Source organism: Actinocorallia aurea (genome assembly GCF_054783995.1).
In genome coordinates this window covers 21,858-34,721 of sequence record NZ_BAAGPQ010000002.1, presented here as the reverse complement: position 1 = coordinate 34,721, position 12,864 = coordinate 21,858, and the positions used below count along the sequence as shown (strand labels likewise).

The window sequence follows — 12,864 nt, the reverse complement described above, 5'->3', positions numbered from 1 at the left end:
TCATGTCATACGCAACCCCCTCCAGATAGACAGAGCGCAAACTTTCCGACACCCGGCATGCGGGTCCTGGGTCTCGGCGAGAGGGCGCGTAAGGCGGGCCGTCGTCGCGCCCGTCGACCTGGGCGGCGCTTCTGAGTGCGCCGCCGTTCCGGCGGGAGGGCGTGCGAGGTAGAGCGCTGTCGCGTCCGCCGTCCTGAGCGGCGCTTCTGGGCCTGTGCCGTTCCGGCGGGTCGGCTGCCGGCTGCGGCGGGGGTGCTCCGGCGCGTTCACGGGACCTGGGCTAGAAGTCGGAGATGTCAGGGTCGGGGTCGTCGTCGGGGAAGGGCTGCTCGGCGTTGACGGCGTCGCGGACGATCTCGTAGGCGAGGCCGGGGGAGTAGCCCTTGCGGGCGAGCATGGAGACGAGGCGGCGGGTGCGTTTGGCGGGGTCGAGGCCCGCGGTGGACGCGAGTTTGCGGGCGACGAGGGCGCGGGCGGTGGCTTCGAGGTCCTCGGGCTGGAGGTCGGCGACGGCCTCCTTCACCAGTTCCTCGTCCACGCCCTTGCGGCGCAGTTCGGCGGACAGCGCGCGCGGGGCCAGGCCCTTGCCCGCGTGACGCGAGCGGACCCACGCCTGGGCGAACGCCTCGTCGTCGATGAGGCCCACCTCGGTGAACCTGCCCAGGACCAGCTCGGCGACCTCGGCGGGGATCGCCTTGCGCGCCAGCGCCTCGGCCAGTTGAGCCCGCGTCTTCGGCGCCAGCGTCAACTGCCGCAGGCAGATCTCCCGCGCCGCGGCCTCCGGATCCGCGGGCGGCCTGACCTCGCCTTCGTCCCCACCCCAACGCCTTCGCCGGTAAGCCATGCCGTCCCCTTCTTCTCCTGCGCCCCCACCGGATCACGCTGCCGCCCCGTCATGCGCGGTCCTGCGTCTGCGCACGCAGGCCGATGCCGGGCTGCCCGGGAGCCATCGATGTATCGCGGGGCGGTCGGCCCGGGTGCGGGGGCAGGTCAGCGGTGGAAAGAGTCTTCTGCGGTGTGCGGAGCGGCTGCTCGGGCGGTGCGGTTGCTTCCCTTTCCGGGTGGGCCGCCCCGGGAGGGGCGGCCCTGACACGACGGAGAGGGCGCGGGGCGTCAGTCGCCGGGCTTGGGGGCCGAGGCGGTGCGGGTGCGGCGGGCCGGGGCAGCGGCGGCGGGGGCCTCGGCCGGCGGCGGGACGGCTGGGGCGGCAGGGGCGTCGCCGGCGGCGGCCGGGGCGTCCACCCGCGGGCCCACGCCGAGCTTCTCCTTGATCTTCTTCTCGATCTCGTCGGCGGTCTCGGGGTGGCCCTTGAGGTAGTTGCGGGCGTTCTCCTTGCCCTGGCCGAGCTGGTCGCCCTCGTAGGTGTACCAGGCACCCGACTTGCGGACGAAGCCGTGCTCGACGCCGAGGTCGATGAGGCCGCCCTCGCGGCTGATGCCGTGGCCGTAGAGCAGGTCGAAGTCGGCGACCTTGAACGGCGGGGCCACCTTGTTCTTGACGACCTTCACGCGGACCCGGTTGCCGACCGCCTCGGTGCCGTCCTTCAGGGTCTCGATGCGGCGCACGTCGAGCCGGACCGAGGCGTAGAACTTCAGCGCCCGGCCGCCGGAGGTGGTCTCCGGCGAGCCGAACATGACGCCGACCTTCTCGCGCAGCTGGTTGATGAAGATCGCGGTGGTCTTGGTCTGGTTGATGGCGCCGGTGAGCTTGCGCAGCGCCTGCGACATCAGACGGGCCTGGAGGCCGACGTGGCTGTCGCCCATGTCGCCCTCGATCTCGGCGCGCGGCACCAGGGCCGCGACGGAGTCGATGACGACGAGATCCACCGCGCCGGAGCGGATCAGCATGTCGGTGATCTCCAGCGCCTGCTCGCCGGTGTCGGGCTGGGAGACCAGCAGGGACTTGGTGTCGACGCCGAGCTTCTCGGCGTAGTCCGGGTCGAGGGCGTGCTCGGCGTCCACGAAGGCCGCGATGCCGCCGGCCTTCTGGATGTTGGCGACGGCGTGCAGCGCCACAGTGGTCTTACCGGACGACTCGGGGCCGTAGACCTCCACGACCCGGCCGCGCGGCAGGCCGCCGATGCCCAGCGCGATGTCCAGGGAGATCGACCCGGTGGGGATGACCTCCATGGGCGCGCGCACATCGTCGCCGAGGCGCATGATCGAGCCCTTGCCGAACTGCCGCTCGATCTGGGCGAGAGCTGTCTCCAGCGCCTTCTCGCGGTCGTTACCTGCTGCCATCGTGTGCCCCTGTCGGGTCGGTTGCTTCTTCGTCATGTCGGAATCGACGCTACGAGAGCCCACTGACAGAATCGGGGACCCCGTGCGCCGCAACTCTACCGAACATAAATTCGATCAGTGCGCAAGCCTGTGGATAACTCACGGAAACCCGTGCGGCGGCCGGTCCTGGCGAGGCGTTCACCCGCAATCCTGCTGCGCGCGAGGCGCGGCGCGACGTACCCTGGCGGCGCAGCAGGCGATCACCCGTGGGGCCCACCATGACCCTGACCGTCCTCTTCTGCGCCGATCCGCTCCGGCCTCGGCGCGTCGATGAGCACTTCCTTCCCGAAGCCGAGACCCTTCGCGCCTCCGGCGGCGCTCCGGTGCTGCTCGACCTGGAGGCACTGCGCCGCGGCGATGCCGCCGAGGCGGTCCGCAGGGTGCCGCGCGGTATCGGCGCGCTGTGGTACCGCGGCTGGATGCTGACCGCGGCCGAGTACCAGGAGCTGGCCAAGGCGCTGGCGGCGCGCGGCGCTCCGCTGATGACCCCTCCGGACGGCTACCAGCGCGCGCACGAACTGCCCGGCTGGTACGAGACCTTCGCGGGGCTGACCCCGCCCAGCGTCTGGTTTCCGCTCCTGCCGGGAGAGCTTCCCGCGCGTGCGCCGCTCGCCGAGGCCGCCGGACGGCTTCCGCACGGCCCCCTGGTGGTCAAGGACTACGTGAAGTCGCGCAAGCACGAGTGGGGAGAGGCCTGCTTCGTGCCCGACTCCGCCGACCTCGACGTGCTGGTCCGCGTCGTGCACCGGATGGTGGAGCTCCAGGAAGACTTCCTGAACGGCGGCGTCGTCCTGCGCGCCTACGAGGAGTACTCGACGGCCGAGGCGCGCGTGTGGTGGGTGGACGGCGATCCGGTGCTGGTCGGGCCGCATCCCGACACCCCCGGCGCCGACGCCTTTCCCGACCTCGACCCTGTGCGGCCCGCCGTCCGCGCGCTGGGCTGCCGGTTCGTCACGACGGATCTCGCGCGCCGGTCCGACGGCGCCTGGCGGGTCGTGGAGGTCGGCGACGGCCAGGTGAGCGATCTGCCGCGCGGGGCCGACGCGGGCGATCTGTACTTTCATCTGCCCGACCCCGGATGAACCGGCGGAAAGCCGATGGTGCGAACCCGGGCGACTGCGATCTTCTTCGCGAAACCGAATCGTCTCCCATCGCGTCCTAACACCGAACATACGCAAGCCCCTAGACTTCCCCAGCACCGCATTTCCACGGAGGGACCCCCCACATGCCGCAGCGCCGCATGAGCTCCCGGGCCGTCAAGGTCGGTCTGCTCGGCACCCTGTCGATGTCACTGACCGCCTGCGGCGGCTCGCACACCGCCACCTGCGTCGAGAGCAAACTGCTTCCCGGAGAGGGCTACCGGGTCGTGAGCGACTCCTACTGCTCCGGCTCCTCGTCGTCCGCCTACCGCTGGTACTACGGGGGCAGCACCTCCGGCGGCATGATCACCGGCGGCAGCTCGCTCAAGCCCAAGAAGGGCAGCATCAAGACGAACTCCGGGACGACGCTGCGGGGCGGCTTCGGCTGGTCCGGCGGCGGCGGAAGCTGACCGTTGCGCAGGGAGCGCTCCCGGCCGCGCGACGGCTGGGCCGAGACCGTCGAATCCCAGGGGCTCGCCTACCACCGCACCGCCCACCCCGAGAACCTCACCCGGCCGTACTGGGACGAGTCCGTCCATTACGTGCTGGAGATGGACGAGGTGCTCCGGGTGGAGGAGGACGTCGAGAACCTCCACCGGATGTGCCTGGAGGCGGCCGAGCACGTCGTGAAGACGGGCCGGTACGAGGTGCTGGGGATCGACGAGAGGTTCGCCCCCGCCATCGAGCAGTCCTGGCGGCGCGGGGATGCGCACCTCTACGGCAGGTTCGACCTGCGCTACGACGGCACGGGCCCGGCCAAGCTCCTGGAGTACAACGCCGACACCCCCACCTCCCTGGTGGAGTCCTCGATCATCCAGTGGTTCTGGAAGGAGGACGTCTTCCCCGCCGACGACCAGTGGAACTCCCTGCACGAGCGCCTGGTCGACCGCTGGCGGGAGATGCCTCTGCGGCCCGGCCCCGTGCACTTCGCCTGGACGGAGGCGGACGAGTCGGGCGAGGAGCTGATGACGATCGCCTACCTCCAGGAGACCGCCGCGCAGGCGGGGCGCGGGGGCGTCCCGATCTCCATGCAGGACATCGGCTGGGACGGCGAGTACTACCGCGATTTGGACGGGTCGGAGATCAGGACCTTCTGCAAGCTCTACCCGTGGGAGTGGATCGTCGCCGAGCCGTTCGGCGCGCACGTCGACGAGGCCGACTGGGTCGAGCCGATGTGGAAGATGCTCCTGTCCAACAAGGGGCTGCTCGCCCTGCTCTGGGAGCTCTTCCCGGGCCATCCCAACCTGCTGCCGGCCTACCTGGACGGCCCCCGCGACCTCGCCTCGCACATCCGCAAGCCCCTCCTGGGCAGGGAAGGGGCGAGCATGACGGTGACGACGCCCACCTACCGGACGGAGACGGCCGGAGCGTACGGCGCGGAAGGGTTCGTCTTCCAGGAGTTCGTACCGCTTCCCGACTTCGACGGACAGCACCCCGTCCTCGGCGCGTGGATGGTCGCCGACGAGGCGGCGGGGCTGGGCATCCGGGAGACCTCGGGGCTCATCACCGACGACACCTCCTCCTTCATCCCGCACCGCATCCCTCTGTGATCCCGCTCGCCGAACCCCTCTCAGCCCCGTAGAACCCCCGCATCCCCCGTAAGGAACCCACACCATGTCCCTCGACAGCGCCTTCGCCGAGATCCTGGGCGAGAACGTCCTGGCGATCCTCGCCTACGCAGCCCTGGGCCTCGTCCTGTTCGTGGTCGGCTTCTACGTCGTCGACCTCGCGACCCCGGGCCGGCTCGTCTCGGTCATCCGCCACGACCGCAACCCCAACGCGACGCTGCTGGCCGCGGCGGGCATGGTGGCGGTCGGCGTCATCGTGTCGGCGTCGATCTTCGCCACCGACGCGGTGCTGCTGGAGGGCCTGATCGCGACCGCGGTCTACGGCCTTGTCGGGATCATCGGCCAGGTGGTCGCGATGCTCGTCTTCGACCTGCTCATCGGGCTGAAGATCAAGGAGCTGTGCAAGGAGACCACCCTCCAGCCGGGCACCTGGCTGCTGGCCGTCACCCACGTGATGATCGGCCTGGTCACCGCCCTCGCGCTGATCTGACCCGGATCCGGGCGGGCCGCTACCGCAGCCGGTCGGGCACGTCGAAGGCCGAGCAGACGGCCCTCCAGACCGTCCGCGTGTCGACCCCTTCGGCGAATGCCTGGTAGGCGGTGCGCCCGCCCAGTTCGGCCAGCACGTAGTCCTTGGCGACGCTCTGCGCGTACGCCTCGCCGAATTGGCGGTTCATCTTCTCCCAGAACGCGGTCAGCCTCACCCGGTCAGTCTGCCAGCCGCAGGGAACCGCCTGGACCGCGTTCCCCGACGGCCCGGAACCCCTCCGCCCTCCGGTACGCCCCGCAAGGGACGCGCCGGAGGGCGGAGGACTTCGACCGGTTCAGGAGGCGGATCCGAGGGGCGGGTTTCAGGCGGCTTCGCCGTCCGTGAGCTTCAGGACGGGCACCCCGAGCGGCTGGAAGCCGAGGGTCTGCCCGTAGAAGGAGAGTTCGGCCTCCAGGCAGGTCTGGAGGGTCTCGGCCTTGCGGAAGCCGTGGGACTCGCCGCGGAACGCCAGATAGGCGTAGGGGACCTTGTTGTCGCCGAGCGCGCGGGCGAAGGCGTCGGACTGGGCGGGCGGCACGACCGGGTCGTCCAGGCCCTGGAGCAGCAGCACCGGGCAGGACGTCTTGTCGGCCCGGTGCAGGGGGGAGCGCTCCTCGTACGCCCGCTCGTAGCCGGGGACCGGCCCGATGAGCCCGAAGAGGTAGCGCGACTCGAAGTCGTGCGTCTCGGCGAGCAGCGTGGTGGCGTCGCTCACGCCGAAGTACGAGGTGGCGGCCTTGAAGACCGTGCCGGAGGTGACGGCCGCCAGGGTGGTCCACCCGCCGGCGCTGGCGCCCCGGATGGCCAGCCGCTCGGGGTGCGCCCGCCCGGTCCTGACCATCGCCGCCGCGACGGACACCGCGTCCTCCACGTCCACGACGCCCCACTGGCGGCGCAGCCGCTCGCGGTAGGCGCGGCCGTAGCCCGTGGAACCGCCGTAGTCGACCTCGATGACGCCGATGCCGCGGCTGGTGAAGTAGGCGCGCTCCAGGTTGAGGGTGCCCGACGAGCGCGCGGTGGGGCCGCCGTGCACCCACACCACGTAAGGCGGCAGGTCTCCTTGGGGCGCGATCGCGTCGGGGTTGGCGGGCTCGTAGACCAGCGCGTGGACGGGCCGCCCGAACTGCCCCTCGAAGATCTCGTCGCGGGGGACCGGCAGGTAGGCCTCCGGAGGCACCCGGTCCAGCTCGCGGCGCAGCACGGTGGCCCGTCCGTCGGCCGCGGAGATCCGGACGACGGAGGCGGGCTGCGCGGGGGACGCGCCGATCCCGACGATGGTCGAGCCGTCGGCCGACAGGCTCATCTGCCAGTCGGTGTAGGGCAGGTCGAGGGACTCCAGTTCGAGCGTTTCGGGGTCGTACAGGCTGAGCCGCTGGTTGCCCTGGCCGTGCGTCACCGCGAGGCGGCCGTCGGCCAGCAGCGCGTAAGGCATGCCGCCCAGGGTCCACAGAGGGCCGGCGAACTCCTCCTCGGCCGGGTAGAGCGCCTGAGGGGACTCGCCGTACAGGCCCACCTGGTAGATGTTCCACCAGCCCGGCCAGTCCGACGCGACGTACAGGCTGGTGTCGTCGCGCCACAGCGGCGCGAGGACCGATTCGGACATGCCGCCCTTGACCGTGCGCGGAGAGACGACCCTGCCTTGCTCGATGACGCCGACCCGCAGTTCGGTGCCGTCCCACGGCATGCGCGGGTGGTTCCACTGCACCCACGCCAGGTGCCCGCCGGACGGCGAGGGCGCGGGGGAGGCGTAGAAGTCGCTGCCCGTGACCATCTCGTTGATGGCGCCGGGGTCGTTGGCCGCTCGCCCGTCCAGGGGGATGCCCACGATGGCCCGCCGCACGCCCGCCGGGGGGACGGGATCGCCCGCCGCCGCGGGAGGGGCGGCCACGTGCCCTTCGCAGACGCACCAGACCTCGGAGCCGTCCGGGGACAGGACCATGTCGGCGTAGCGGAGCCCGCCGGGGATCGCCGGCTCGGGCGTCAGGGGACGCGGCCGGGCGTCGCCGGGGGACAGCATGTGCAGGCGCTGGTCCTCGTAGTTGGCGAAGACGACGCCGCGAGGGGTCGGAAGATAGGACTTGCCGCCGTACTCGTGGACCCTGGTGCGCGCGTTCCACGGAGCGGGGAGAACCTCCCGCCCGTTGCGGACGACCGTCGTGCGACCGTTCTCCTCCGGCCTGCTCTCCTGCCACCACACGTCGTCTCCGACGGCGGTGGGAAAACTGAGTTTGACGCGCGTTCGGGCGACGTCGGCGGCGGAAATAGGTGAGGGCCAGGATCCGAAGGAGGTCACGCGAGCGGTCATACCGGAATCGTCCCGCATGCTGAGGCCCATTGAAGCCAAGACCGGGCGTTTGCCACCTGAAAGTAACGTGATCAGGAACCGGGGACGGGCGGGGCGGTGACCGGCTCGGCCGCGGACTTCCGGCCGAGCCTGCCGCGCGCCTCGAGGCGGTTGGCCGCCCAGCCGAGCGCGAGGTTGATCAGGATGTAGATGAGCGCGATCACCACGGCGGCGGGGATGAGGTTGCCGAAGTTCGCCGGGACGATCCGGAAGCCGGAGTTCAGCAGATCCTCGTAGCTGATGATGTAGCCGAGCGCGGTGTCCTTGAGGAGGACGGCGAGCTGGCTGACGATCGCCGGGAGCATCGCGGTCACCGCCTGCGGGAGCAGCACGAGGCGCATGACCGCCCCCTTGCGCAGTCCGAGGGCGTAGGCGGCCTCGGACTGGCCGCGCGGGACGGCGAGGACGCCCGCCCGGAACACCTCGGCCAGCACGGAGCCGTTGTAGAGCGTGAGCCCGACGACGACGGCCCAGAACGCGGGGAGGATCTCGCCGCCCAGCGCGAAGCTGAGGTACTGCGCGGAGAAGATCATGATGAGCACGGGGATCGCGCGGAAGATCTCGACGATCCACGCCGACGGCAGCCGTATCCAGGCGCGCTCTGAGAGCCGCCCCAGACCGAAGACGATCCCGAACGTGACGGCGAGCACCGACGCGGTCGCCGCGGCCGTCAGCGTCCCCCACAGGCCCGGCAGGATGAGCCCCGTCCAGACCTGGGGGTCGAGGAACGGGCTCCACAGGCCGCCGTCCCACTGCCCCGCCTCGTCCATGCGCTTCCACCCGAACCAGGCGAGCACGAGCAGGAGGGCGACGCCGACGAGGGTGAGGGCGTTGTGCCGGGCCCTGGCGCGCGGGCCCGGCGCGTCGAACAGGACCCCGGCGGCCCCGGAGGGCCGGGGGCGCCTGCGGGGCGCGGCGGTCTTCATCGCTTGACCTCCAGCCGCTTGGCGAGCCGTCCGGTGATGACGCCGACCGGCAGGGTGAGCACGACGAAACCTGCGGCGAAGCCCAGGAAGATCTCGATCGCCCCTCCCGTGCTCTCGTAGAGCATCTCCCGCATGAGGAACGCCGCTTCGGCGTACCCGGCGACGGCGGCCACCGTGGTGTTCTTGGTGAGGGCGATCAGGACGCTGCCGAGCGGCGCGATCACGGCCCGGAACGCCTGCGGCAGGACGACGAGCCGCATCGACTGGGCGAAGGACAGGCCGATGGCCCTGGCGGCCTCGGCCTGCCCGAGCGGGACGGTGTTGATCCCGGCCCGCAGGGTCTCGCAGACGAACGCCGAGGTGTAGCCGGACAGGCCGAGGACGGCCAGCCAGTACCCGTTGAACGACGGGTCCTCGACGTCGAAGTTGATCTTGAGGGTGCTGCTGAGCCCGAGGGAGCAGAACAGCAGCACCAGCGTGAGCGGGGTGTTGCGCGCGATGTTGACGTAGATCGTCCCGATCCAGCGCAGGACGGGCACCGGCGAGACGCGCAGCGCGGCCAGCAGGGTGCCGAGGACGAAGGCGAACGCGGCGCTCGCCGCGGTCAGCCGTATGGTCGCCCAGAAGGCGGCACTGACGGCCTCCCAGTTCTCGAACAGGGGGTTGTCGATCAACGCGTCCATGCGCGGGTGGGTCCTCCGCTCACGCCGGTGTCACGGGCCTCTCCAGGTCAGGAGCAGCCCTCTGCGGGGGGTACGGTCGTCGGCAGTTCGAGGCCCTTGGCGGTGCCGAACCACTTCTGGAGGAGCTTGGTCGCGGTTCCGTCGGAGTACATCTCCGAGAGGGCGGTGTTGATCGCCTCGCAGGACGCGACGTCGCCCTTCTTGATGCCGATGCCGTACTTCTCATCGGTGAACGGGGTGCCGAGGATCTTGAAGTCGCCGCCTTGCGAGGCGAAGCCGGCGAGGATGAAGTCGTCGGTCGTGACGGCGTCGAGGGTCTCGCCGGAGAGCTTCTGGATGCACTCCGAGTAGCTGCCCGCCGGGACGAGGTCGGCGGCGATCTCCCGGCCGTTGGGCGGCGGGTCGGTGATCCGCTTGTAGGAGTTGGACCCCGAGGCCTGGCAGATGCGCTTGCCCTTGAGGTCCTCCACCTTGGTGATGGAGGTGTCGGCGCCGCGGATCATGATGTCCTGGTGGGCGATGACATACGGGCCCGCGAAGGTGACCTTCTCCTTGCGCTCGGGAAGGATCGAGTAGGTCGCGACGACCATGTCGACCTGCCCTTGCATGATGTAGGGCTCGCGGTTGGCCGAGATCGTCTCGACCCATTCGATCCCGCTCTCCGGGACGCCGAGCTTGCCCGCGACGTACTTGGCGACGTCCACGTCGAAGCCCTCGACGGTGCCGTCGGGTTTCTTCACGCCGAGCGCGGTCTGGTCGAACTTGATGCCGACCTTGATCTTCTTGTCTTCCTTGGCCTTGGTGACGAGGTCGGTCGCGTCACCGCCGCCGCAGCCCGCCAAGGTGGCGGCGCCGAGGGCGAACGCGGCGAGGGCCATGCCGATGCGTCTCATGGGGAGTTCCCTTCAGGTCCGGTGGTGCGGGTCTGGGGCGTCCTCGAAAGTGGCCGGGTGGGGTCGTGGCGAAGGCCGGCGGCGAGTTTCAGTGGCGGAGGATCTTCGACAGGAAGTCGCGCGCCCGGTCGGTCCGGGGCTCGGTGAAGAACTCCCCGGGGGAGGACTCCTCGACGATCTGGCCGTCGGCCATGAAGGCCACGCGCTGGGCGGCGCTGCGCGCGAACCCCATCTCGTGGGTGACGACGATCATGGTCATGCCGCCTTCGGCGAGGCCGGTCATCACCTCGAGGACCTCGGCGACCATCTCGGGGTCGAGGGCGGAGGTGGGCTCGTCGAAGAGCATGAGCTTGGGCTTCATCGCCAGCGCCCGCGCGATGGCCGCGCGCTGCTGCTGGCCGCCGGAGAGCTGGGCGGGGTGCTTGCCGGCCTGGGCGGCGATCCCCACCCGCTCCAGGAGCTCCATCGCCTCCTTCTCGGCCTGCGCCGCGGGCGTCTTGTTCACCTTGACTGGGCCGAGGGTGACGTTCTGGAGGATGGTCTTGTGGGAGAAGAGGTTGAAGCTCTGGAACACCATCCCGACCTCCGAGCGGAGGCGGGCCAGGGCCTTGCCTTCCTGCGGCAAGGGCACGCCGTCGAGGGTGATGGACCCGGAGTCGATCGTCTCCAGCCGGTTGATGGTCCGGCAGAGCGTCGACTTGCCTCCGCCGGACGGCCCGACGACGACCACGACCTCGCCCCTGGCGACCTCGAGGTCGATGTCCTTCAGCACGTGGAGATCGCCGAAGTACTTGTTGACGTTCTTCAGGACCACCAAGGGGTCGCCGCTCACCGTCATAGGGCGAGACGCTAGTTCACTTGATCACGAGAAGGGAGGGATCTGCGGGTACCGATCTGGTCACGAGCGTGTTATCCGGATCGCGTTGGTCGTATCATCTCGCCGCCTTTCCCAGGGTCCCTACCCCTTCCGTACCGGACGCCCACCTGCCGTTCGTCTCCCGGGGGTACCCTGGGCACGCCATGAACACTGCTGAGTCTCCCCGCACGTACGAGGTGCGCACCTACGGCTGCCAGATGAACGTCCACGATTCCGAGCGCCTGGCAGGGCTGCTGGAATCGGCCGGGTACGTCAAGGCCGAAGGCGAGCCGGACGTCATCGTCTTCAACACCTGCGCGGTGCGGGAGAACGCGGACAACCGGCTCTACGGAAACCTCGGGCATCTGCGCAAGAAGGCCGAGAACGGCCTCCAGATCGCCGTCGGCGGCTGCCTCGCCCAGAAGGACCGCGACACGATCGTCAAGCGGGCGCCCTGGGTCGACGTGGTGTTCGGCACGCACAACATCGGGGCCCTGCCGGTGCTGCTGGAGCGCGCCCGCGTCCAGCAGGAGGCGCAGGTGGAGATCGAAGAGTCCCTGTCGGTCTTCCCCTCCACCCTGCCCACCCGGCGCGAGTCGCCCTACGCCGCCTGGGTCTCGGTGTCGGTGGGCTGCAACAACACCTGCACCTTCTGCATCGTGCCTTCGCTGCGCGGCAAGGAGAAGGACCGCCGTCCCGGTGAGATCCTCGCCGAGGTCGAGGCGCTGGTCGCCGAAGGCGTCCTGGAGGTGACCCTGCTGGGCCAGAACGTCAACGCCTACGGCTCGGAGTTCGGCGACCGCGAGGCCTTCGCCAAGCTGCTGCGCGCCTGCGGCGGCATCGACGGCCTGGAGCGGGTCCGCTTCACCTCGCCGCACCCCCGCGACTTCACCGACGACGTGATCGCGGCCATGGCCGAGACCCCGAACGTCATGCCGTCGCTGCACATGCCGCTCCAGTCCGGCTCGGACCCGGTGCTGAAGGCGATGCGCCGCTCCTACCGGCAGGACCGCTACCTCGGGATCATCGAGCGGGTCCGCGCCTCGATCCCCGACGCGGCGATCACCACCGACATCATCGTGGGCTTCCCCGGCGAGACCGACGCCGACTTCGAGCAGACCCTGCACGTCGTGCGCGAGGCCCGCTTCTCCAGCGCGTTCACCTTCCAGTACTCCAAGCGGCCCGGCACCCCGGCGGCGACCATGGACCACCAGGTGCCCAAGGAGGTCGTCCAGGAGCGCTACGAGCGCCTGGTGGAGCTCCAGGAGCAGATCTCCTGGGACGAGAACAAGAAGCAGGTCGGCCGCACCCTGGAGGTGCTGGTCGCCGAGGGCGAGGGCAGCAAGGACGCCGAGACGCGGCGCCTGTCCGGCCGCGCCCCCGACAACCGCCTCGTGCACTTCACCCGCCCGGACGGTCCGGTCCGCCCGGGCGACATGGTCACCGTCGAGGTCACCTACGCCGCGCCCCACCACCTGCTCGCCGACGCCCCCGTGCAGGAGGTCCGGCGGACCAGGGCGGGCGACGCCTGGGAGGCCCGGCAGGCCGCGCCGGCCGCGGCCGGAGCTTCGGTCTCGCTGGGGATGCCCAAGATCGGTGTGCCCGCGCCCGCGCCGGCGGCGTCCGGCTGCTCGACCTGCCCCTGA

13 protein-coding genes are annotated in these 12,864 nt (G+C 70.5%); 5 read left to right on the top strand and 8 right to left on the bottom strand.

Features of this window, described 5'->3' with window-relative positions; all coding sequences use genetic code 11:
• Window positions 1-280 precede the first annotated feature (280 nt).
• Both ACYVOM_RS00365 and recA read right to left on the bottom strand, forming a co-directional pair.
• On the bottom strand, window positions 281-844 hold the full coding sequence (locus ACYVOM_RS00365) for a regulatory protein RecX (RefSeq protein ID WP_460301135.1): 564 nt from the start codon (window positions 842-844) through the stop codon (window positions 281-283).
• 269 nt (window positions 845-1,113) lie between these two features.
• A complete protein-coding gene (gene recA, locus ACYVOM_RS00360) occupies window positions 1,114-2,241 on the bottom strand; it encodes a recombinase RecA (protein ID WP_460301134.1) in 1,128 nt (375 codons plus the stop codon).
• Window positions 2,242-2,498: 257 nt separating this feature from the next.
• On the opposite strand from recA, the gene ACYVOM_RS00355 reads away from it, so the two are divergent.
• The 4 genes from ACYVOM_RS00355 to ACYVOM_RS00340 all read left to right on the top strand — a co-directional run bounded on the left by ACYVOM_RS00355 (window position 2,499) and on the right by ACYVOM_RS00340 (window position 5,477).
• Window positions 2,499-3,362 carry an ATP-grasp domain-containing protein gene (locus tag ACYVOM_RS00355; RefSeq protein WP_460301133.1) on the top strand — a complete coding sequence of 288 codons (864 nt, stop codon included), beginning with the start codon at window positions 2,499-2,501 and terminating at the stop codon, window positions 3,360-3,362.
• A gap of 143 nt (window positions 3,363-3,505) precedes the next feature.
• Complete coding sequence (locus ACYVOM_RS00350) at window positions 3,506-3,829, top strand: hypothetical protein (protein WP_460301132.1); 324 nt, start codon at window positions 3,506-3,508, stop codon at window positions 3,827-3,829.
• Between the two features lie 3 nt (window positions 3,830-3,832).
• Window positions 3,833-4,969 carry a glutathionylspermidine synthase family protein gene (locus ACYVOM_RS00345; protein WP_460301131.1) on the top strand — a complete coding sequence of 379 codons (1,137 nt, stop codon included), beginning with the start codon at window positions 3,833-3,835 and terminating at the stop codon, window positions 4,967-4,969.
• Window positions 4,970-5,033: 64 nt separating this feature from the next.
• On the top strand, window positions 5,034-5,477 hold the full coding sequence (locus ACYVOM_RS00340) for a DUF350 domain-containing protein (protein ID WP_460301130.1): 444 nt from the start codon (window positions 5,034-5,036) through the stop codon (window positions 5,475-5,477).
• 19 nt (window positions 5,478-5,496) lie between these two features.
• Here ACYVOM_RS00340 and ACYVOM_RS00335 read toward each other — a convergent pair whose 3' ends face one another.
• From ACYVOM_RS00335 to ACYVOM_RS00310, 6 genes are all read right to left on the bottom strand, one after another.
• On the bottom strand, window positions 5,497-5,691 hold the full coding sequence (locus tag ACYVOM_RS00335) for a DUF3046 domain-containing protein (protein WP_460301129.1): 195 nt from the start codon (window positions 5,689-5,691) through the stop codon (window positions 5,497-5,499).
• A 147-nt stretch (window positions 5,692-5,838) separates the two neighbouring features.
• On the bottom strand, window positions 5,839-7,821 hold the full coding sequence (locus ACYVOM_RS00330) for a S9 family peptidase (protein WP_460301128.1): 1,983 nt from the start codon (window positions 7,819-7,821) through the stop codon (window positions 5,839-5,841).
• A gap of 71 nt (window positions 7,822-7,892) precedes the next feature.
• Entirely contained in the window at window positions 7,893-8,786 is an 894-nt protein-coding gene (locus ACYVOM_RS00325) for an amino acid ABC transporter permease (RefSeq protein ID WP_460301127.1), read from the bottom strand.
• The gene (locus ACYVOM_RS00320) at window positions 8,783-9,469 is read right to left on the bottom strand and encodes an amino acid ABC transporter permease (protein ID WP_460301126.1); all 687 of its coding nucleotides are present in this window, start codon (window positions 9,467-9,469) and stop codon (window positions 8,783-8,785) included. The genes ACYVOM_RS00325 and ACYVOM_RS00320 overlap by 4 nt, the downstream gene beginning before the upstream one ends.
• Before the next feature lie 47 nt (window positions 9,470-9,516).
• Window positions 9,517-10,362 (bottom strand): glutamate ABC transporter substrate-binding protein, encoded by an 846-nt coding sequence (locus ACYVOM_RS00315; RefSeq protein ID WP_460301125.1) that lies wholly within the window; start codon window positions 10,360-10,362, stop codon window positions 9,517-9,519.
• Between the two features lie 88 nt (window positions 10,363-10,450).
• Entirely contained in the window at window positions 10,451-11,200 is a 750-nt protein-coding gene (locus ACYVOM_RS00310; RefSeq protein ID WP_460301124.1) for an amino acid ABC transporter ATP-binding protein, read from the bottom strand.
• Window positions 11,201-11,382: 182 nt separating this feature from the next.
• On the opposite strand from ACYVOM_RS00310, the gene miaB reads away from it, so the two are divergent.
• Window positions 11,383-12,864 carry a tRNA (N6-isopentenyl adenosine(37)-C2)-methylthiotransferase MiaB gene (gene miaB / locus ACYVOM_RS00305; RefSeq protein WP_460301123.1) on the top strand — a complete coding sequence of 494 codons (1,482 nt, stop codon included), beginning with the start codon at window positions 11,383-11,385 and terminating at the stop codon, window positions 12,862-12,864.

Bases quoted from the DNA above. Each gene is read 5' to 3' on its own strand.
- ACYVOM_RS00365 (WP_460301135.1), bottom strand. From the start codon at position 844: ATGGCTTACCGGCGAAGGCGTTGGGGTGGGGACGAAGGCGAGGTCAGG.
- recA (WP_460301134.1), bottom strand. From the start codon at position 2,241: ATGGCAGCAGGTAACGACCGCGAGAAGGCGCTGGAGACAGCTCTCGCC.
- ACYVOM_RS00355 (WP_460301133.1), top strand. From the start codon at position 2,499: ATGACCCTGACCGTCCTCTTCTGCGCCGATCCGCTCCGGCCTCGGCGC.
- ACYVOM_RS00350 (WP_460301132.1), top strand. From the start codon at position 3,506: ATGCCGCAGCGCCGCATGAGCTCCCGGGCCGTCAAGGTCGGTCTGCTC.
- ACYVOM_RS00340 (WP_460301130.1), top strand. From the start codon at position 5,034: ATGTCCCTCGACAGCGCCTTCGCCGAGATCCTGGGCGAGAACGTCCTG.
- ACYVOM_RS00330 (WP_460301128.1), bottom strand. From the start codon at position 7,821: ATGACCGCTCGCGTGACCTCCTTCGGATCCTGGCCCTCACCTATTTCC.
- ACYVOM_RS00325 (WP_460301127.1), bottom strand. From the start codon at position 8,786: ATGAAGACCGCCGCGCCCCGCAGGCGCCCCCGGCCCTCCGGGGCCGCC.
- ACYVOM_RS00320 (WP_460301126.1), bottom strand. From the start codon at position 9,469: ATGGACGCGTTGATCGACAACCCCCTGTTCGAGAACTGGGAGGCCGTC.
- ACYVOM_RS00315 (WP_460301125.1), bottom strand. From the start codon at position 10,362: ATGAGACGCATCGGCATGGCCCTCGCCGCGTTCGCCCTCGGCGCCGCC.
- ACYVOM_RS00310 (WP_460301124.1), bottom strand. From the start codon at position 11,200: ATGACGGTGAGCGGCGACCCCTTGGTGGTCCTGAAGAACGTCAACAAG.
- miaB (WP_460301123.1), top strand. From the start codon at position 11,383: ATGAACACTGCTGAGTCTCCCCGCACGTACGAGGTGCGCACCTACGGC.